We start from the raw sequence: 20,387 nt of genomic DNA, 5'->3' as shown, positions 1-20,387 counted from the left end.
GCGAATGGCATCCGATTAAACCAGCCCGCAATGCACAAAGAAAAATGAAAATTTCAATTTGCATCGGGTGGCGAGCCAGACCCCCGGCACTCGCAATAAATAGCTGTGGCTGCTTCCTTCCGGACCTGACCCGATTCACTACTTTGCAATGCGGGGAGGCCCGCCATAAAACTTATTGAAACAGTGCGGGCAGTATACCAGCAGATGATGGATTACTCCAATTTGATTGCCGAAGTATTCGCCAGTATTACGGAATTTCATCATGAAGCGATGAATGAAAATAGTTATCCAGCTGACAAGATGAATAATATGACTTCTTCTGAAGTCCGTGGTGTCATTGCGGTTGGCGCATCCGGAAAAATATTGCAAGAGCTATGGACTTAGCTCAATGCCCATCGGCTAAGTCCGATAAAATAGGCGGTTTTATTCTGGAGCTTTTGAATAGCGCCATGACTACCAACCAATCTACTCGAATACTAATCAAACCGAGTGATGCCGCCGCATGGATCTCCTGTTCCCGCCGTGTATGGCTGGATAAGCATCAACCTACTGCGTATGAACCCGATGCGTTTAATCAGCTGCTGAGTGATCGTGGTTTGGCGCATGAAGCAGCCATGCTGACCAAACTGAAAAATCAGTTTCCAGTAGCTCAAGCAACATCCATCGAGCATACGCAAGCTTTGATCCAACAGGGTGCTCCAGTTATATATCAAGGACGGCTTGTGGATGAGCATCAAGGATTGGTGGGTTATCCTGATTTTCTGATTCGACAGGAAAGTGGTCAATACCAATCTGCAGATGCGAAGCTTTCACTGAGTGAAAACAAAAAAGCAATTCAGATTCAATTGGGAATCTATCGGCGATTACTGGGAAATGGATTGCCTGCCATGGTTTTTCTTGGAGATGGCCGTACTGCATTGCTGGGTGACGAGGTTGAATTGCTGGTCGACGAATTTATTACCCGCATGAGAGCCTTGCTTGAGCTAAAACAGCAACCATCGGTACGTTATAGTCACAGCAAATGCCGTATTTGTCCTTATGAGGCGCATTGCCGTCCGGAATTTGAGGCGCGTGAAGATATCTCGTTGCTCTATGGCGTTCATGGCAAAGCCGCTGACGCTTTAACGAATGCCGGTATTTCGACCATTTCCCAGCTGGCCGCGAGTACAATCGAAACTGTACCCGATGTACCTTATCTCAAGGGCAGTAAAAGAAAAAACCGCGCTATCCTGCAAGCCCAATCTTTTCTGAGCGGTAAGGTATATCCACTGGATAAAGCAGTTCTGCCGGAGGGAACCTGGATTCATTTTGACATTGAAGATAATCCGCTAACCAGAAATCGCGAGCGTCATGTGTATCTATGGGGTTTTCTGTTACCAGAGTATACCAAGGATAATTTTGATTATGTCTGGACTGACGATGAAACAAGTGATTACGAAGGTTGGTCAGGTTTCCTGCAGAAGGTTGAAGCGTATCGTTCCTTATATCCTTCGATAGTGCTTGCACATTATTCGAATCACGAGAAAGCCACTATCCGGAAGTATGCCGAACGCTACGCTATGGAAAGCCACACCACAGTGACGTGGTTGCTGGGTCAGAATAGTCCTTTGTTTGACATACAGAATCCGGTGCTGAATTGCCTGGTTTTGCCCTTGCAGGGATATGGTCTGAAGGATATTTGCAAACATCCGGACTTGGTTAACTTTCAATGGGAAAATAAAGAATCCGGATCGCAATGGTCAGTGGTGCAATTTAATCGTTTTCTCTTAGAAACCAATTCGCGTGAGAGGCAAAAATTGAAAACTGAAATTCTTGGCTATAATCGTGATGACGTGGTCGCGACGAGAAATCTGGAATTATGGTTGAGAAGCTTGTTTTGTTGATTGAAAGCTGATCGCAACATCAACTATTCCTAAGTTCTATTCTTGTTCTGACGAGATGATTCGACCGTAAGAATCTTCAAATCTTAAGATGTCATCCTCTCCGAGATAGCTGCCGGATTGCACTTCGATCAAATGCAGCGGAATCCTGCCGGGATTTTCCAAGCGATGCATTTTACCCAAGGGGATGTATGTCGATTGATTTTCGGTAAACAAAGTTTCCTTATTTTCCACAATGACTTTAGCGGTGCCACTGACGACAACCCAGTGTTCGGCACGATGGTGATGCATTTGCAGGGATAGTTTTTCACCGGGCTTGACCATGATACGCTTGACTTGAAAACGCTCGCCTTTATCAATTCCTTCATACCAGCCCCACGGGCGATGGATGCGCAAATGTTCGAGATGCTCCTTGCGTTGATTGAATTCAAGATGTTGTATTGCACTCTTCAATTGTTGCGTTTTGCTTTTGTGCATGACCAGCACGGCGTCGGCGGTTTCGATCACAATGATGTCATCCAGTCCGATGACAGTAACCAGGCGGTTTTCCGCGCGGATATAGCTTTTCTGGGTATCCAGTACCAGGGTATCGCCGCTGACAAAATTGCCATCGCTATTCTTGGGTGCGATTTTCCATAAAGAATCCCAGGACCCGACATCGTTCCAGCCGAACTGTGCGGGCACCACAGCGGCACGGCTGGTTACCTGCATGATCGCGTAATCAATCGAATCCGATGGGGAAGCAGTAAACGCATCTTTATCCGGCAAAATAAAGCCAAGATCCGTGGTTCTTTCCAGCCAGGCTTGATGAACGGCAGTGAAAATGTGCGGTTGATGCCGTTGCAGTTCTTGCAAATAATTCTTGGCTGTGAAAACGAACATCCCGCTATTCCACATATAACCTCCTTCCTGTAGATAAGCGGTTGCGGTTTCCAGGTTGGGCTTCTCAAAAAAGGATTGAATGCGGTAAGCGGCGAGCAGGGATGGTGCTTTAAATTCAATCGCATCACCGGTTTTAATATAACCGTAGCCGGTTTCCGGCGAAGAGGGCGCAATGCCGAAAGTTACCAGATATTCTTCCTGAGCGGCGATTTTCGCTGTTTCTACAGCTTGCGCAAACGCATCCTGATCATCGATGACATGATCGGCAGGGAGAATGAGCATCAGGGCATTTTCGTCAATCTGGGTCAGATGAAAAGCCGCAAGCGCAATAGCCGGTGCGGTGTTGCGTCCGATTGATTCGAGATAGATTGCTTCCGGTTTGATATTAATCGCTTCACATTGCTCCTGAATCAGAAATCGATGCTCGGAATTACACACCAATATCGGCGCTTGCACATTCTGCAATCTTGCAGCCCGGCCAAGGGTGACTTGCAACATGGTTTCCTTACCCACGAGCGGGAGCAACTGTTTGGGATAATTGGCCCGGGACAATGGCCACAGCCGGGTGCCGCTACCGCCGGAGAGGATAATGGGGTGAATATTCAGGTTCATTTTTCAAGCATTTTTAGTATTGGAGTTTATGACGCAATACAAACCAGATCCCCAACTTATTAGGGCCAGTGGATCCGGTCTGTCAAGTCTGCCGCAAATAAAAAGCGTAACACGATTACGCGCGGGTATGGTGTTTTTGGCAAGCAATTTTTCGACCTTGACGATGCTCATAGTCATGACATGTTCCAGTAATTCGTGATGGGTTGGCTTGAAAGACTTGTACTTATAAGAGCGCTTAACAAGCGTTATTTGGAGCGAGATGGAATATATTGAGATCTCTCAAATAAAATAATGCATGTTCTGAAGAAATCCTCCGCTTAGGTTAAAATATGCGCTGTTTTCTTGCGTTGCGCTGTTTGTTACAACATGAATTTTTGCTTTTCAATATGATAGGTCACTAAAAAGGATTTTTCTATGAAATACCAGACCGATGATTTGCGCATTATCGGTGTTCACGAGCTTACTCCGCCAGTAGAGCTCCATCGCGAATATCCCATGACGGACATCGCAACTGAAACCGTTTACGCAGCGCGGCAGGCGACTCATCAGATTTTACATGGTGAAGATGATAGATTGCTGGTCGTGGTTGGACCTTGTTCCATTCACGATGTCAATGCAGCGTTGGAGTATGCGGCACGCTTAAAGCATTTGCGCGAAGTGCTGAAGCAACAGTTGCATATCGTGATGCGCGTGTATTTCGAAAAACCGCGCACAACCATCGGCTGGAAAGGGTTAATCAATGATCCTGATTTGGATAACAGCTTCCATATCAATAAGGGACTCAGAATGGCACGTCGTTTGTTGCTGGATTTAAACACGATTGGCATGCCTTCCGCAACCGAGTATCTTGATCTGGTTAGTCCGCAATACTTATCGGATCTGATCAGCTGGGGGGCCATCGGTGCACGCACCACCGAAAGCCAGGGTCATCGCGAATTGGCTTCCGGCGTATCCTGTCCGATAGGCTTTAAGAATGGCACGTATGGCAATTTAAATGTTGCGATTGATGCGATCAGCGCAGCTTCTCGTCCGCATCATTTTCTTTCGGTTACCAAAGAAGGGCACACCGCTATTTTTGCTACCAAAGGGAATGAGGATTGTCACATTATTCTGCGCGGCGGACGTAAACCGAACTATGATGCCGATAGCCTCGCTTCCGCAGTCGAAGCGCTAGAAAAAGCCAAGCTATCACCGCAATTAATGATTGATTTCAGTCATGCCAATAGTCACAAAGATTTCCGTCGTCAGACAGAGGTGGCTTCTAATGTGGCCGGACAGATTGCTAATGGAACCCGTGCCATCTGCGGTGTGATGATCGAAAGTCATTTGGTTGAGGGCTACCAAAAAGCTGACGGAAAGAAACGCGAGGAATTGGTTTATGGGCAAAGTATTACGGATGGTTGTATTGGTTTTGATACGACCGAACAAGTACTGCATCAGCTCGCCGAGGCAGTAGAAAAACGCAGAAAATAATCTTTTGCCATAGCGCATGATTACCTGTGGCCGGCTATTGATATTCCGGGCTGTAAAATAGCATTGTTGCAGAGGCTGCAATCGCACCTTTGAGGTTCTCACTATCTTATCTTCATACTGATCATTCCGGTATTTGAGGAAGAATCACCCCTTTATTCCAAGAATCAAGGCTATCTGCGCGCACCGATAATGCAGAAATTATAACTACTTGATATTAATTGGCACAGAATCTGTGATAGGAGGTGAAAAGTGATACGAATACTGGTAATTACGCTGCTGTTGATCAGTTCGCACGTATCAGCCTTAACGATTGACTGGATACCGCTAGAGACAGCGGAAAAGAGCGGCAATCCATTACATATCAATGGAAATGCAGTTGTTGAATATAAAAATGCCGGATATGGTGGAATTGAATCGAAAACTTCAAGTGATGGTACTGGTAGAGGAGAACTGGGCATTCGCGAAACAAGTCAGGTAACCACAACATTCCCGGTTGCCAGCAATAGAATTGGTTTTGTTATGGCAAGAGATCATAACGATGGTTTTGCAAGGTTTTTCGTCGATGACATTGATACGGGTGCTTACGATAGATATCAAACCGGCAATAGAGTCCTGATGACGGCAGGACCGGATTCTTTGGCGCATTCTTTAAGAGTAGTGCAACTTGGTCCGCACAATCCCAATTCAACCCGGGGCGATTTCGCTATCTTTGGCGGCGTGGCATTCAATACCCTTGCGGCTGCAATTCCGGAACCGGAAACGTATGCGATGCTGCTGGCCGGATTGGGACTGCTTAGCCTGGTGGCATGCCAGAAAAAGCGAAATGTATAACCGGAAAATTTAACTACCATAAAACAGCCTCACCATTTGGCGGGATTATTTTACTTTGGATTGTCTTTTTTCTTTACCTGAAAGCTGATCTTTCTCGAATTGGAGAAGAGGGTATCAAGGATTGCATAAAAATACCTTCAGGCTGCATTCAGAGTCAATTCGAGTTGTGATATGCTTTTAAAAACATACATACTGCGATGACAAACTAGGGGGATTATTCATGAAACAATCAATCAAGCAATTTATTCTGTCCACTTGCACGGTTACCTTGATGGGGAGTGCGCATTTTGCGTCGGCCGATATCAATGGCGATACTGAAACACTGCTGAATTGGGCTGAAAATACCTATCGGGATCTTTTTCCAAGCCACCAAGTGACACAAAACATAGATCCATGGATATATCGATTCTATCCGGAGACCGGCATTTATGCGGGAGTGAACAGGGGGGATAATAGTGCTTACGTATTAGGCGGGCCTTATGGATCCACTCCTACCCGGATCGCGGGGCTGGAGGAATTAATTGCGCAAATCATCAATAGCGGCGGAAACACAAGCATTCCGGGGTGTGATACTTCGGATGCACCTCCCGGAATGACTTATACGCAAAGTGGTAATGTCGTCAACATCAGTACGGGAGGGGCTTGCGTCACATTGCCCAACAGTAACAATTTTTGCTCAACACCGCAACAGCCAACCGCAACAGGAATTTCCGCGCTGACGACTTCGACGACTAACTCATCGTCAATTAACGGAATTTCGATGCCAGACACTCCCGGTATTCCCAATCCATTTCAATCTTTTGCGAATGGGTTTTCCACCAGCAAGCATTGCACTGTGCATATTCCAGCCGATACAGCCAATTTGATCATTAATTCCAATGTGTGTTTTGATATCACTGCGCAGAGCAGCGGATTCGAAGGCATACCAGGAATCATTGTTACCCCCCCGGTTACGATGAGCCTGAATACTACATCCACTAATGTGGTTGTGCCTGATTGCTTCGCCACCGATGCGGCTTCGATCTACAATGCGGTGACTGGTGAATTCTGGATCAACAATGATGGCATTTTTGAACCTCAGGGTTCAAATCAGTAGAGGATTGAAGGTCAGCAGTTATTGTTACGATCCTGTGTGACAGCAATTCAGCAATCAAAGTGCGCCGCATCCTGGCGCACTTTCTTTAAATAACACTATTGCCGGTGTCTTCGCGCGACGGCAACACATCTTCGCCGATCGTCATGGCTTCCCGCTCGGTCTGACTGTAATGCACTAACCCGCCTATTGGAATATTAATCCAGGCCGACAGGGTCAATCCAGCCGGAATATCTCACTCGCACATTTTGTGTGATAATCAATTCACCATTCCGGAAGGGACAGAAAGTTTTTATGAAGAAAAATCCACCTATTAATCTTTTTCCTTTCCGCGAAGGTTCTCCGAAGTTCAACTCAATAGTGAGGTGATAACAATGACTCCTTTTCTTGGCGAATTAATTGGTACTTTCATTTTAGTGTTGTTGGGTAACGGCGTAGTTGCTAACGTCGTGCTGAATAAATCCAAGGGCAATAATGCCGGATGGCTAACTATTGCAGCCGGTTGGGGAATTGCGCTTTTCGTGGCGGTCTATGCGGTAGCTGCTTCCAGTGGAGCGCATTTAAACCCTGCGGTCAGTATCGGTCTCGCTGCGGCAGGCAAATTCGCATGGAACGACATACCCATTTATGCAGCAGGGCAAATGCTGGGCGCCATGCTGGGTGCTTTGATAGTATGGATTACCTATCGTCAGCATTTTGACGCAACCACCGACCCCGATATGCAGTTGGCGGCATTTTGCACCGGGCCGGCGATCAGAAGCCCACTCAATAATATCATCACTGAAGCGGTCGGTACCTTCATGCTAGTGTTTGGCATCATGATGATTGTCTCACCGCATGCAAGCCTGGGTGCGTTGGATGCATTGCCGGTTGCTCTGCTGCTGTTTGGTATCGGCCTATCACTGGGCGGACCTACCGGTTTTGCAGTCAATCCGGCACGTGATCTGGGTCCGCGCATCATGCACGCGATCCTCCCGATGACCAACAAACGCGATAGTGATTGGGGTTATGCTTATGTGCCGGTAGTGGGTGGTATTATCGGTGGATTGCTTGCCGCTGTAGTGTATTCGTTGCTGTGAAGTTTTGTTGAAGTGTAATTCTGGGCTGGGCTGGGCTGGGCTGCGCTTAGCCCAGTCCATGCATTGTTATGCCGGTTTTTTCGATGATTCCGGCGCATCCTGCGCCGACCATTGCCGGCTTGCCATGCTGCTGAATCGCCGGATTCATTCTCAAGTTGAATCGGAGATTCCGTTTCTTCATGCAGTTCATTCCTTTCCTTAGCCAGGCTTTGCAAACACGCTTGTTGATTTGATACTTTCGGCTGCCGGGATCCTATTGGGAATAGGACGTTCAGTAGCATTGTATATTTCGATTTTGTCCATGAATATGCCCGGCGGTGACATGTCGGCTTATGCTTCAGCGCCAGTGTTGGTCAGTTTGTTATTATGCATTAATATTCTGGCCATGAGATTTTCCCATAGTCTGCATCGCAGGAAGATCATGATATGAATTGCAACCAATGGATTAATAATTGTGATCCGCAGCCGGCATATCTTCGAATCGCCCAGCCATGAGCTGACACTTGCGTATATAAATGGTGTAAGAGGATAACTTCATAAGAAATTTGAATAGCACAGTATCAAAAAAGGAAAAATATGAAACACCGCGGGTGGATACTGGTTCTGCTTGGCCTGCTGATGATGTTATTTTTTGGTTTTGACCTGGAGCGTTTTTTTACCCTGGAAATGCTCAAGGGTCAGCATGAAGAATTACAACAGGCCTATCAAACAAAACCGTTTCTGGTGATCAGCATTTTCTCGGCAATCTATATTGTGCTGGCTGCATTATCATTTCCCGGCGCAACAATAATGACATTGGCTGGCGGCGCCGTGTTCGGAATATGGGTCGGGGTGCCGGTGGTATTGGTCTCTGCTGCGATTGGTGCCACATTGGCGTTCTGGATGGCACGTTATGTATTGCGCGATACCGTGCAGCGCCGTTTCGGCGGGCATCTGGAAACAATCAACAGAGGCCTGGAGCGGGATGGCGTATTCTATTTATTTACTTTGCGCTTGGCGCCGATTTTTCCATTTTTTTTAATCAATTTATTGATGGGATTGACCACGCTGCCCAGCATCACTTATTTCTGGGTCAGCCTGGTGGGGATGTTTGCTGGAACAGTCGTGTATATCAACGCGGGTACTCAGCTGGCGGCAATCACGCAGATGTCGGATGTAATGTCGCCAGCACTGATTATTTCATTTACTGTGCTGGCGCTGTTCCCCTGGCTGACTCGTTGGGCCATCGAGCAGGTTAAAACCCGGCGGCTGTATGCGCGCTGGCCCAAGCCCGCACATTTTGACAGAAATTTAATTGTGATCGGCGCTGGTGCCGCCGGATTGATGAGCGCATATATGGCCGCCGCTACGCGCGCCAAAGTAACGTTGATCGAAAGCCACAAGATGGGGGGCGATTGCTTGAATTATGGCTGCGTTCCATCGAAGGCTTTGATTCGTACCGCGACTTTTTTGCAGCAAACGAAGAATGCCAGGTCATTGGGAATTCACCAGGTCGATGTGGATTATGATTTTGCCGATGTGATGGCGCGTATTCAGCGTGTGGTCAGGACCGTTGAACCGCATGATTCAATTGAACGCTACACGCGCCTCGGCGTGGAGGTATTGCAAGGCAAAGCAACCATCGTTTCACCGTGGTCGGTGGAGGTCAATGGGAAAACACTGACCACGCGTGCCATCGTCATTGCGACCGGTGCACGCCCGATTGTGCCGCAAATTCCCGGATTGGAAGCGGTACGCTATTACACTTCCGACACTATCTGGTCACTGACGCAGCGGCCGCAACGTTTGATCGTATTGGGTGGCGGGCCGATTGGCTGCGAACTGGCGCAAGCCTTTGCGCGTTTGGATTGCCGTGTGACGCAGATTGTCCGCAGCGATTTGTTGCCACGTGAAGATACCGATGCGGTAGCGTTGATAAAAACTGCATTGCAAGCCGATGGCGTGAAGATACTGACGCACGCTGAAACACTAAGTTGCGAAAAAGAGGGTGATGCCCAGTATTTAGTGGTGCGTAGTTCAGATGGCGAGGAAAGGGAATTGCCGTTTGATGCGCTGCTCTGTGCCGTCGGGCGAACAGCACGCACCGAAGGCTTCGGACTGGAAGAGCTTGGTGTTCCGGTATCGCCTCAGCACATCATTGAAACCAATGCCTGGTTGCAGACCATTTATCCGAATATTTATGCTTGCGGTGATGTTGCCGGGCCGTATCAATTCACCCACACGGCTGCCCATCAAGCATGGTATGCGTCGGTCAATGCATTGTTTGGCGCTATCAAGCGGTTCAAGGCCGATTATTCGGTGATTCCATGGACAACTTTTACCGATCCTGAAGTCGCGCGTGTCGGATTATCGGAGAATGAAGCGAAACAGCGCGGTATCGCTTACGAAGTGACGCGTTTTAATCTGCAGGATCTGGATCGCGCAATCGCCGATGAAGCCGCGCATGGCTTTGTCAAAGTGCTGACCGTACCGGACAGGGATCGCATTCTCGGCGTCTGTATCGTTGGCGCTCACGCCAGCGATTTACTGGCGGAATTTGTCTTGGCGATGAAGCACGGCTTGGGCTTAAACAAAATTCTAGGCACCATCCACACCTATCCTACTTGGTCGGAAGCCAATAAATATGCGGCGGGGGAATGGAAGCGCGCGCATGTGCCGCGATGGCTGATGAAATGGGTGGAGAAGTATCATGCGAAGAGAAGAGGGAAAGTCACCTAACAGGATGATAAAAGGAGAAATTATTTTTGTATAAGTTAGATTCGGTTGATTGTTCTGGTTAATTTTTAGATTTAAAGTGTAACTTCAGACAAATACTCCGGGATGCTGGCCGTCCAATTAAGTTTTTGTTGAATCGCATCGACCAGGGCAGCGGAATTGCTGAGTTCTCCATGCACAACGTAAATCTTTTCGGGCATTTTCTGGAAGTGTCCAAGCCAATTGAGTAAATCAGCCTGATCGGCATGCGCGGAGAGGCCGCCGATGGTATAAATGGTTGCCCTGACACGAACTTCCTGACCAAAAATATTAACTTGCCTGGCGCCATCCACGAGTCGCCTGCCCAAGGTTCGCGCGGCTTGAAAGCCGGTAATCAGAATGCTGCATTCAGGTCGGCCCAGATTGTATTTGAGGTGGTGTTTGATACGTCCGGCGTCGCACATGCCGCTGGCTGAAATGATGATGATGCCGCGTTTTATGTGATTGAGCTGCATCGATTCCTCAATGTCCTGCACAAAATGTATCCGGGGTTTTTGGGCGCTATCGCTTATCCATTGCAATGCATTGGCGGATTCCTGATCAAGCACGGCAAGATGCTGCAGCGTGATTTCAGTGGCTGCCCGCGCCATTGGTGAATCCACATAAATTTCCATGTCCTCAAGCCTGCCTTGCCGATAGAGATCAACCAGCAGAAACAGAATGTCCTGAGTGCGTCCCACTGTAAATGCCGGAATGATGACGTTGCCGCCTTTTTGAATCAGGGTATCGTTAACTGCATGCACCAACTCATCCAGTGTATCGGTCATGGTGCGATGCAGCCGGTTGCCGTAGGTGGATTCAATTAACAGAACATCGGCTTGGCGGATAATCGCAGGGTCCCGTACAACCGGATGTCCGGGTTGTCCGAGATCGCCGGAAAATACAATTTTCTTATATCCGGCAGGTTGTTTTATCCAAACCTCGATGATGGAAGAGCCAAGAATATGTCCGGCATCGCGAAAGCAACACCGTATTGCGGGATGAGGGCTAATTTCGATATTGTAATCGATACGATGCAATTGCTTCAGCAGAGCTTCTGCTTGCGTCACTGTATAAAGCGGGGCGAGATCTTGGGGAAATCGACTGCGGCGGCGTGATTTATTGCGCCATTCGATTTCTTTCTCCTGAATATAGGCGCTATCCTTGAGCATGACGTGGAGTAAATCGGCGGTCGCCACGGTGCAGTATACCGGCCCCCGGAAGCCCCACGCGCTCAACCGCGGCAATAATCCGGAATGATCGATATGGGCGTGAGTCAATAATACGAAGTCAATTGTTTCAGGGTCAAATTTAAAAGCGGTGCGGTTTTTTTTGTCCGCTTCCCGTCCGCCCTGAAACATACCGCAATCGACCAGAAATTTTACGGCTCCAGTCTCAACGAGATAACTGGAGCCAGTGACTTCTCCAGCCGCACCTAAGAAAGTCAGTTGCATGATATATATTTTTTATCGGTGGGTTAGAGTGTATCCAATATTTGCAGCGTACCATTAATCAGCAAGTCCATTTCCTGTTCATTAATGATGTAGGGCGGCATGAAATAAATGGTTTTTCCCAAGGGACGCAACAATAATTTTTGTTTCAACCCGGCTTGGAAACACGTTGCAGCAAAATCCGCATCCTCCGTTTCAACTTCAAAAGCCCAAATCATGCCGCAGTTGCGGAAGTCGATGACTTTGGGATGAGCTGCGAGCGGGGCTGCAATTTTATTCAGATACGCTGCTTTGATTTTGTTGGCATCAATGATTTGATTCTGTTCAAAAATATCCAACGTGGCTAAAGCTGCGCGGCAGGCCAAAGCATTGCCGCTATGCGAGTGCGAATGCAGAAATGAATGGGCTATTTTGTCATCGTAGAAAGCCTGATAAACCGTATCGGTGGTCATGACGACCGACAGCGGCAGATAACCGCCGCTCAGGCCCTTCGACAAGCATAGGAAATCCGGGGCGATGTCAGCCTGATTGCAAGCAAACAGGGTGCCCGTTCGACCAAAACCGACCGCAATTTCGTCAGCAATCATATGTATTTGGTATTGATGGCATATTTCCCGCGCGCGCTGCAAATAAACCGGATGATACATGCCCATACCGGTCGCGCCTTGAACCAGCGGCTCAAGAATGAGTGCGGCGATTTGCGCGTGGTTTTCCGCGACATGCCGCTCCAGAGCGGCGGCAGCGCGAATGGCGTAATCCTGCGCTGATTCGCCGGGCTCGGCATAGCGCCAATCGGGAGTGGGAACATGTACGCATGGATTTAATAATGGCGCGTAGGTTTGCTTGAAAATGGCTACGTCGGTAACTGATAATGCGCCCAAGGTTTCACCGTGATAATCGTTTTGCAAACTGATAAAACGATTTTTCTGCGGCTGTCCGCGCAAAAGCCAGTAGTGAAAGCTCATTTTCAATGCGATTTCAATTGCTGAAGCGCCATCGCTGGCGTAGAAACAATGCCCGAGTGTTCCCGGAGCCATGTTTTTCAACCGTTCCGATAGCGCCACAACCGGCTCATGGGTAAAGCCTGCCAGCATGACATGTTCTATTTTCTCGAGCTGATCACGAATCGCGGCATTGATATAAGCATTGCTGTGACCAAAGAGATTGACCCACCAGGAACTGATTGCATCCAGATAGCAATTGCCATCCGCGGCATGGAGCCATACGCCTTTTCCGCTGATCACTGGAATAAGCGGATAGGTTTCGAGTTGTTTCATCTGCGTGCATGGATGCCATACAGTTTCAAGACTTCGTTGTTGCAGATGCGATGGAGCTATAGGCGTATCGGGATTAGTTTTCGTCATATCAATGTGTTAACCGGAGTGCGAGAATTCCTGGAGATTGTTGCTAATATTTTCGATGATCGTCAATGACCATTGTAGACTATGAGGCGCCATTTCTGGGCATTTTTGACCTGATGCCGGATCCTTGGTACATTCGGCCTTTCCAATAAAATTCCTTGTGTTGGCAGGTATGGACCCAGAAATTAATATCCCCTCATCCAATTTACTGCCTGGTAACGATGCGCAACGCATACTGTTGCATAATGAAGTGCATGCCCGTCCCAGTCAGCGCATCCAGTTACCCGCATTGGTGATCTATGTGGTTGTAATCAATGCGGGTATTACACGCGAACAGGAATGTGAGCATTTGCGCCGCCTCCCCGGGCAACAGGCTCTAATGCCGGAGCAATTGCAGAATAATTTTTTACAATTGTACCTGCAGGATTATGTTTTGAGGTGGGAGCGTCATACGGAGTTTACACGCTATGCGTTATTACAGCATTTGCCTGAAACTGTCCAACTGGGCGCGATAGATCCTGAACTACTGGCTTATATTGCGTTACCGCAAGGATGGCTGGCTGGAATTCCTGGAAGAACCTTTGCGGCTATCAAATTGGCGATGATGGAAGGTGAGCTGAGTCAAGCGGGCAAAACGCTTGAGCAAGCGCGCAACTGGTTTTGCGGTAATCGCGTGGTGGCGTCGCTGATGGGCAGGGATGGATATTCGCTTGCAGTGACGGATTTTAGGCTGCGTCCAAGTGGTTTTGAGCGCATGCTGGTGATTATGTCGGCTGATGCATCCGAGACACGCGCTGGGCGTGTTGCGCAGCGCCTGCTTGAAATTGAAACTTACCGGTTAATGGCGCTAAAAGGATTACCGTTCGCTAAGCGGCTCATTCCCGAGTTAACCAGTGCAGAACAGCAATTATCGGACATTACCGCGCAGCTCGAGAATAAAGCCAGCTCTGATCAGGAGCTTCTCGATACGCTGATCTTTCTGGCGGCACGCATTGAGCGCGCCACGGTTGAACATGGCTATCGTTTCGCAGCGACACAAGCGTATAACAAGCTGGTGATACAACGTATTAGCGAACTTAGGGAAAAAGCCATACCAGGTACTCCAACCATCGGAGAATTCATGCAACGGCGGCTTTCTCCGGCGATAGCGACAGTGGATGCGACGGCACAGCGCATGAGCTATCTTTCCGCGCGCGTATCACGAACCAGCGCCTTGCTGCGCACGCGCGTTGATATCCAGGCGGAAACCCAGAATCAGCAGTTATTGGAAAAGCTTACCCGTGGCCAGGAACTGCAATTGCGCTTACAAAGCACAGTGGAAGGCTTATCGATTGCAGCGATCTCGTATTACGTCATCAGTCTGTTGCTGTATCTGGCGAAGGCAGGCAAAGCGGCCGGCTTACCGATACAACCTGAGCTGCTGACCGGATTGATGATTCCTGTTGTCGTGTGGTTGGTCTGGCGTGCCACACGCCGCATTCACGACAAATTTTTTAAGCTGCCTTAGCTAAGCCCTGACCTGATCCCTGGAATTCTAACGGGGTTTAAATTACCCGCGCATTAAATATTTGCTCCCAGTACCTTTTGTCCATGTCCAATGCCTGATACAAACTATAATATTTCTTCAATTGCCAGTTTTCATAAATCTACCAAAACCCATTAAGTCGATCCAACCGGCAGAAAGTAAATAGATCACGCCCTCAAACACTGCCGCCCATTCCCTCAACAAACGTATCAATAAATACCTTAATCTTATCAGCCACCCGCTCGATGATTGGCTTGCGTTCCAATATCCTGGGTTTAAAGGTGAGGGAGTCGACGATTTCCTGATCGCGCGGCAATCGATTGGCGAAAGTGTAGTGGTTCAGTATCTTTTCCAGTTCTTGTGGTGACAGGTTTTCGTCTGTGCATAACCGGCTGAATGCTTCTTTCTTGTTGGCTGTCCAATAATTCTCGAATGCCTGAATGACGTTTTCATCCGGTTTGAGTTTGGGGAGATTTTCTTCAATGAAGGCTTCAATCAATGCGCGTTTGCTGCGCAATTGAATTTCACCGGCTACCAGATCAATGATTTCTTTTTGCCGCTTTTTGGCATCAATGGGGTTTAGCTTGTTCAAACTCACCAGCAGATTGAGGATATAAGCCACATTGATCTCATCGCGGTGGATCAGGCTCAACTCAAAGTCGACATCTTCCAGAATGGAAACTTTATCGGGATCAGCGTGTTTTTTTACCTTATCGTGAATATCCAGGTATTTGCTTTTGTAGTCTTCAAACTGCTGCGGTTCCAGATTCAGGTTCGCAGGGTCAAAGTCGGCAAAGGTGGTGAGGATGTTCTTAATACGCAGCAATTCCCTGAATTTGGTGACAAATGCCAGCTCCGCTTTCTCATCGGGCAAGACATCCACGCTGGCAACCGTAGGCGCAATGGCCAATAATTCTTCGGTGGCTTTGTTGAATTTCTCCACATAATTGTTATACGGTTCCAGCAATACCGTTTCTTTTGCGTCCTTGTTCGAGAACAGCGCAATGGCTTCATCGGTAGCGGCTTTCAGGTTCCTGAAACAAACGATATTACCCTGTGATTTCTTCTCATTCAAAATGCGGTTAGTGCGTGAGAATGTCTGCACCAATCCGTGAAATCTGAGATTCTTATCGACATACAGCGTATTTAAGCGCGGACTGTCAAATCCGGTCAGAAACATATTCACCACCAGCAGGATATCAATCTCACCACTGCGCACCCGTTTGGCAATGTCCTGGTAATAGTTATAGAACGATTGATTGTCGTTAGTGCTGTATTTGGTGCCAAACAGGGCATTGTAATCATCAATGAATTCATCCAGCTTATCCCGGCTGCTTTGGTTGATGCGTGCATTACCGGGCACATCGGGCGATTCTTCCGGGATCATGCCATTGGCCAAGGGGCTGGCTTCATTGGCGGTATAGCTGAAGATGGTGGCGATTTTAAGCGGGCGTGCCATTCCTGCCTGTTTTTGTTTGAACAATGTGTAATACTGAATCAGGTTGTCGATGCTGCTGACGCAAAACATGGCGGTAAAGCTGGGTGTTTTGGTTTTCTGCGCGTGATAAGCCAGAATATAATCGGTGATCTTCTCCAGTCTATAGGGGCTATCGAGTAATTCCTGTTTATTGATCGCCTCGACTTCAATATCCAGTTGATTGGCGCTGTCCTTGTATTGATATTTGCTGACATATTCCACCGCAAAGCGCAGCACGTTTTCATCCTTGATGGCATCGACGATCACATATTTATGCAAACACTCACCAAATAAATCCCTGGTGGTTCTGATCTGACCAATCCCATTGCTGGCGTTATCGGCAAAGATCGGCGTACCGGTAAAACCGAACATCTGCGCATTACTGAAGAATCGTTTGATGTTCTGGTGCGTTTCGCCAAACTGGCTGCGGTGGCATTCATCAAAAATAAACACGAACTTTTTATCTTGCAAGTGCGAAATTCTTTCCAGGTATTGGGATTTGATCAGTGCATTATTGAGTTTCTGCAACGTGGTGACAATCAGCCTGGTGGTGTCGTCGTTAAGTTGTTTCACCAGGTTGTGCGTATCGGTGGTGGCATCCACGCTGCCTTTGGCAAACGCATTGAATTCCCGCGTGGTTTGGTAATCCAGATCTTTGCGGTCGACCACAAACAGCACTTTATGCACCTTGGGCAGGCGCATGATGATCTGGCTGGCTTTGAACGAAGTCAGCGTCTTGCCCGATCCGGTGGTGTGCCAGATATACGCATTGTCGTTGCTGTTCTTGACGCGATCCACCAGCGCTTCCGTGGCGTAAAACTGATACGGGCGTAATATCTTCAATATGCCTTCCTCGGTAATCACGGTGTAATGCGTGATCATCTTGGCCACATGGCAAGGCTTCAGGAACGTAGCGGCAAACTCACACAAATCGGATAAGCGGTTGTTCTCTTTATCCGTCCAGAAAAAGGTCTGTTCAAACGATTGATATTTGTTGTTGGCGAAATACTTGGTGTTTACACCATTGCTGATGATGAAGAGCTGCACATACTGAAATAATCCGGCCCCGGCATCATACGATTCGTGCTGATAGCGGTTAACCTGATTAAACGCCACTTTCAGCTCAGCACCCCGTCGTTTGAGTTCGATCTGCACCAACGGCAAGCCATTGATCAGGATGGTCACGTCATAGCGGTTGTTACGCTTGGCTGACATGTTGATTTGATTGGTTACTTGAAATTCATTCATGCACCAGTCATCGCAATTCAAGAAACTGATATAAATCGTTTCAGCAGGTTTTCCATTGTCAGATTCACGTTTAAGCGCAAACTTATCACGCAATATGCGAGCGCGTTCCACCACGGTGCCGGTGTTCAGGTGATTTAGTATTCGATCAAATTCAGGCTGGGTAAGCTGGATATTGTCGTTATGGATTTCGAGCTGGCGCTTCAGATTGGCGAGCATCGCGCCTTCATGATCAATGCGCACACGCGCATATTCCATGCGTTGAAGCTGTTCAATCAGGCTTTGTTCAAGGGCAAACTCGGATTGGGTGGTCATGTTGTCTTTCTTGATTTAACACTTTCTTCTAATTGCTCAAGCTCATTCAGATCCTGTTCATCGGCTTCTATGGCTTCCAATGTTTTGCGCTTGCCATCAAAGGCTTCATACATCGCTTCAACCATTTTTTTCATTTGCGCATTACTGACAGTGCCTTTATGGCTCAACAGTTTTTTATCGTTAAACTCAATAATACGGTCGATATTTTCACGCCAAAAATCCATAGTAATATCCTGGCGGTTTTTGGCGCGCAATTCTGCCGTTTCTAGAAATACCGTGACAAAACGATTCAGGCTATCAAGTTCATCTTCGGTAAGGTAATTTTTGGCGATGTAAATATCCTGCTTCCTAACAACAGAACCTTTCCAGCTCTTGAGTGCCATATTGGGCTGGTTTTCATTGGCACGGCTTACAATCAGTTCCGCAGCGGTTTTTTGGGTAATTGCAAACAGTAATTTATTTTGAGTATCGGCAAAAAACATTTGTGTGGCTTTGTCAGTCGCATCGTAATCGCTGCTGAGCGCAAACAAATCTCTCACCTTTTGGTAAAACCGCTTCTCAGAAGCGCGTATATCCCGAATTCTGGCTAACAGCTCATCAAAATAATCGGGTCTGCCATCCGGGTTTTTCAGGCGTTCGTCATCCATCACAAAGCCTTTAACCATGTACTCTTTTAGGTTGCGATTCGCCCACTGTCTAAACTGAGTGCCGCGTTTGCTACGCACCCGGAAGCCAATCGCCAAAATCATTTCAAGCGCATAATACGTAACCGAATACTTTTTGCCATCGGCGGCAGTTGTTAAATAATCCTTAACAACTGAATCTTCAATTAATTCTTTATCTTCCAGTATGTTAGATACATGAGTGCTAATGTTTGGCACTGAGGTGGCAAAAAGTTCAGCAAGCTGGCTTTGGTTCATCCATACCGTGCCATCTTTGGTTAAAAGCGACACCGATGTTTTGCCATCCTGGGTGTTATAAATGATGATGTTTTTTTCTTCCATTCTTCAATCCTTTACACAAACATCTGCTGTAGCAAACCTTTCTTGTAAAGCTTCACGGCATCAAGCTGGGTTTGGGTGTGGGTGATCTTGTCGTCGATGGCGGTGAGGAAATTGGCGATTTTGGTTTGTTCTTCTCTAGAAGGTACTTGCACTGTAATTGACGCCAGATCGCTCGAATTAATAGCTGGGTAACTTGTACCTGTACAGCGATTCATTACTTCAGCAATAAAATCATCTAAATGAAGACAATGATATAAAAAACGTGAATCTTCATATGCTTGAATCTGTGCATAACCTGTTGATGCAACATAGTTACCTGTTTTATCGAAGAATAAATTATTTTTTTGGTATGGTCGCACCATTTGAAATAAGACATCTTCTCTTCTAAGTAAACGTTGCGCTCTACTTGGGGCTATATCTTTAGAAATTGTAGTTTCTTTTAAAAGCATGCCTTTTTCTACACTTTCTAAATCTATATAAACAAACTCGTCAGGGAGCGAATCTGTTTTAGGATTAATGTGTGCAATATCTTTTAATTCTCTTTCCTCCCACTCCGGAAACTCCCGCCCATCCTCATCCTTAAACCGCAGCTTCTGGCTGAAAATCTGCTGCATGACACCTTTTTTATATTGCTTTAATAAGTCATATTTTTGCGTGAGCTGGGTGATTTTTTCATCAATCGCTGTGAGGAAGTTGGCAATTTTGGTTTGCTCGAAAGAAGTAGGAAAAGAATAACTAAAATTATTGAGTTTTGTTAGTGTTATCCGCTGCAATGCTTGCCCGGCTATTGATTTGATAATTTCTTTTTGCCCATTTGGTGACAGTAATAAATGGTAAAGAAAATGATTATTGAATTTTTCTTTTGTTCTTATGAAAGCTACGCTGGAAAGCATGCTAAACGGTTCGCTCAATGAATTTACACAAACTTGTCCAATTGTTCCATCTTTAGTTATTAAAACGTCTCCTTGTTTAACGTCGCACCTTTTATAAATTTCATTATGTGATTTCTCAGACACATACAAGGCAGTGGATAAATCTAAGTATCCATTCTTCACATTTTTTGATGTGATATAAAGAAACTGACCTGATGCACAAACTTCGGGTGAAAAATGTGTCCCATCTTGAATTTTTTCAGCAATAGAGCTTAGTAAGAATTTATTCCATTCATCATCAAACTCTTTAAACCGCAGCTTTGGCACATTCATGCTCATTTCCCACTTAGCGCAAACGGAACTGCAATCCCCAATTCCTGACAAAATGCCGCAATGGTCGCATCCGTCTGTTGGCTTTGTTGATCCAATGCCTTGAGTTGTTCGGCAATGGCGTTAAGATGAACCGCCCCGATTTTTCCGGAGACTCGTTAGTTTGAGTCAAGCTGTGATGCCTGACACTTTCAGTTGCGAATAATACGCTCTTTCCAACTCTG

Annotated in this window: 17 protein-coding genes and 1 other RNA gene; 8 read left to right on the top strand and 10 right to left on the bottom strand. The window is 47.0% G+C overall.

The features are described from left to right. Window positions 1-66 precede the first annotated feature (66 nt). An RNA gene (ffs, locus tag C4S39_RS11440) (signal recognition particle sRNA small type) lies at window positions 67-165 on the bottom strand. Window positions 166-204: 39 nt separating this feature from the next. Here ffs and C4S39_RS15160 point away from each other — a divergent pair. Together C4S39_RS15160 and C4S39_RS11435 are read left to right on the top strand one after the other, a co-directional pair. Beyond that, the gene (locus C4S39_RS15160) at window positions 205-384 is read left to right on the top strand and encodes a hypothetical protein (RefSeq protein WP_146059766.1); all 180 of its coding nucleotides are present in this window, start codon (window positions 205-207) and stop codon (window positions 382-384) included. Beyond that, a complete protein-coding gene (locus tag C4S39_RS11435) occupies window positions 375-1,883 on the top strand; it encodes a TM0106 family RecB-like putative nuclease (protein ID WP_258039420.1) in 1,509 nt (502 codons plus the stop codon). Before C4S39_RS15160 ends, C4S39_RS11435 begins: the two co-directional genes overlap by 10 nt. 36 nt (window positions 1,884-1,919) lie before the next feature. Here C4S39_RS11435 and C4S39_RS11430 read toward each other — a convergent pair whose 3' ends face one another. Then, entirely contained in the window at window positions 1,920-3,374 is a 1,455-nt protein-coding gene (locus C4S39_RS11430) for a mannose-1-phosphate guanylyltransferase/mannose-6-phosphate isomerase (protein WP_103967125.1), read from the bottom strand. Between the two features lie 414 nt (window positions 3,375-3,788). On the opposite strand from C4S39_RS11430, the gene aroG reads away from it, so the two are divergent. From aroG to C4S39_RS11415, 3 genes are all read left to right on the top strand, one after another. Beyond that, window positions 3,789-4,847, top strand: coding sequence for a 3-deoxy-7-phosphoheptulonate synthase AroG (aroG, locus tag C4S39_RS11425; protein WP_103967124.1), 1,059 nt, complete (start codon window positions 3,789-3,791; stop codon window positions 4,845-4,847). Between the two features lie 249 nt (window positions 4,848-5,096). After that, window positions 5,097-5,678 carry a PEP-CTERM sorting domain-containing protein gene (locus C4S39_RS11420; RefSeq protein ID WP_103967123.1) on the top strand — a complete coding sequence of 194 codons (582 nt, stop codon included), beginning with the start codon at window positions 5,097-5,099 and terminating at the stop codon, window positions 5,676-5,678. A 220-nt stretch (window positions 5,679-5,898) separates the two neighbouring features. After that, on the top strand, window positions 5,899-6,774 hold the full coding sequence (locus C4S39_RS11415) for a hypothetical protein (RefSeq protein ID WP_103967122.1): 876 nt from the start codon (window positions 5,899-5,901) through the stop codon (window positions 6,772-6,774). Window positions 6,775-6,859: 85 nt separating this feature from the next. Here the strand turns inward: C4S39_RS11415 and C4S39_RS15870 are convergent, their stop codons facing one another. Next, window positions 6,860-6,991 (bottom strand): hypothetical protein, encoded by a 132-nt coding sequence (locus C4S39_RS15870; protein WP_258039419.1) that lies wholly within the window; start codon window positions 6,989-6,991, stop codon window positions 6,860-6,862. Window positions 6,992-7,145: 154 nt separating this feature from the next. On the opposite strand from C4S39_RS15870, the gene C4S39_RS11410 reads away from it, so the two are divergent. After that, complete coding sequence (locus tag C4S39_RS11410; RefSeq protein ID WP_103967121.1) at window positions 7,146-7,850, top strand: MIP/aquaporin family protein; 705 nt, start codon at window positions 7,146-7,148, stop codon at window positions 7,848-7,850. Between the two features lie 46 nt (window positions 7,851-7,896). Here the strand turns inward: C4S39_RS11410 and C4S39_RS15865 are convergent, their stop codons facing one another. Continuing rightward, window positions 7,897-8,031, bottom strand: a complete 135-nt coding sequence (locus C4S39_RS15865) for a hypothetical protein (protein WP_258039418.1) — start codon at window positions 8,029-8,031, stop codon at window positions 7,897-7,899. Window positions 8,032-8,426: 395 nt separating this feature from the next. Between C4S39_RS15865 and C4S39_RS11400 the strand changes: the two genes are divergently transcribed. After that, entirely contained in the window at window positions 8,427-10,568 is a 2,142-nt protein-coding gene (locus C4S39_RS11400; RefSeq protein ID WP_103967120.1) for an FAD-dependent oxidoreductase, read from the top strand. Between the two features lie 71 nt (window positions 10,569-10,639). Here C4S39_RS11400 and C4S39_RS11395 read toward each other — a convergent pair whose 3' ends face one another. Both C4S39_RS11395 and bioA read right to left on the bottom strand, forming a co-directional pair. After that, window positions 10,640-12,037: an MBL fold metallo-hydrolase RNA specificity domain-containing protein gene (locus C4S39_RS11395; protein ID WP_103967119.1), complete on the bottom strand. Its 1,398-nt coding sequence runs from the start codon at window positions 12,035-12,037 to the stop codon at window positions 10,640-10,642. A gap of 23 nt (window positions 12,038-12,060) precedes the next feature. Further along, window positions 12,061-13,398: an adenosylmethionine--8-amino-7-oxononanoate transaminase gene (gene bioA, locus C4S39_RS11390; RefSeq protein ID WP_103967118.1), complete on the bottom strand. Its 1,338-nt coding sequence runs from the start codon at window positions 13,396-13,398 to the stop codon at window positions 12,061-12,063. A gap of 169 nt (window positions 13,399-13,567) precedes the next feature. On the opposite strand from bioA, the gene C4S39_RS11385 reads away from it, so the two are divergent. Beyond that, a complete protein-coding gene (locus C4S39_RS11385; RefSeq protein WP_103967117.1) occupies window positions 13,568-14,902 on the top strand; it encodes a DUF3422 family protein in 1,335 nt (444 codons plus the stop codon). 193 nt (window positions 14,903-15,095) lie between these two features. Here C4S39_RS11385 and C4S39_RS11380 read toward each other — a convergent pair whose 3' ends face one another. From C4S39_RS11380 to C4S39_RS15540, 4 genes are all read right to left on the bottom strand, one after another. Continuing rightward, a complete protein-coding gene (locus C4S39_RS11380) occupies window positions 15,096-17,957 on the bottom strand; it encodes a type I restriction endonuclease subunit R (protein WP_103967116.1) in 2,862 nt (953 codons plus the stop codon). Then, window positions 17,954-18,961, bottom strand: coding sequence for a virulence RhuM family protein (locus tag C4S39_RS11375; RefSeq protein WP_103967115.1), 1,008 nt, complete (start codon window positions 18,959-18,961; stop codon window positions 17,954-17,956). Before C4S39_RS11375 ends, C4S39_RS11380 begins: the two co-directional genes overlap by 4 nt. An 11-nt stretch (window positions 18,962-18,972) precedes the next feature. Then, window positions 18,973-20,166 carry a restriction endonuclease subunit S gene (locus C4S39_RS11370; protein WP_103967114.1) on the bottom strand — a complete coding sequence of 398 codons (1,194 nt, stop codon included), beginning with the start codon at window positions 20,164-20,166 and terminating at the stop codon, window positions 18,973-18,975. A 13-nt stretch (window positions 20,167-20,179) separates the two neighbouring features. Next, on the bottom strand, window positions 20,180-20,387 hold a 208-nt coding region (locus tag C4S39_RS15540; RefSeq protein WP_219817950.1), incomplete at its 5' end, for a hypothetical protein.

Origin of the sequence: Nitrosomonas ureae (genome assembly GCF_900108305.1) — a bacterium.
GTDB lineage: Bacteria > Pseudomonadota > Gammaproteobacteria > Burkholderiales > Nitrosomonadaceae > Nitrosomonas > Nitrosomonas ureae_B.
The sequence above is the reverse complement of the archived record's forward strand: the minus strand, read 5'-3'. Positions and strand labels throughout refer to the sequence as shown.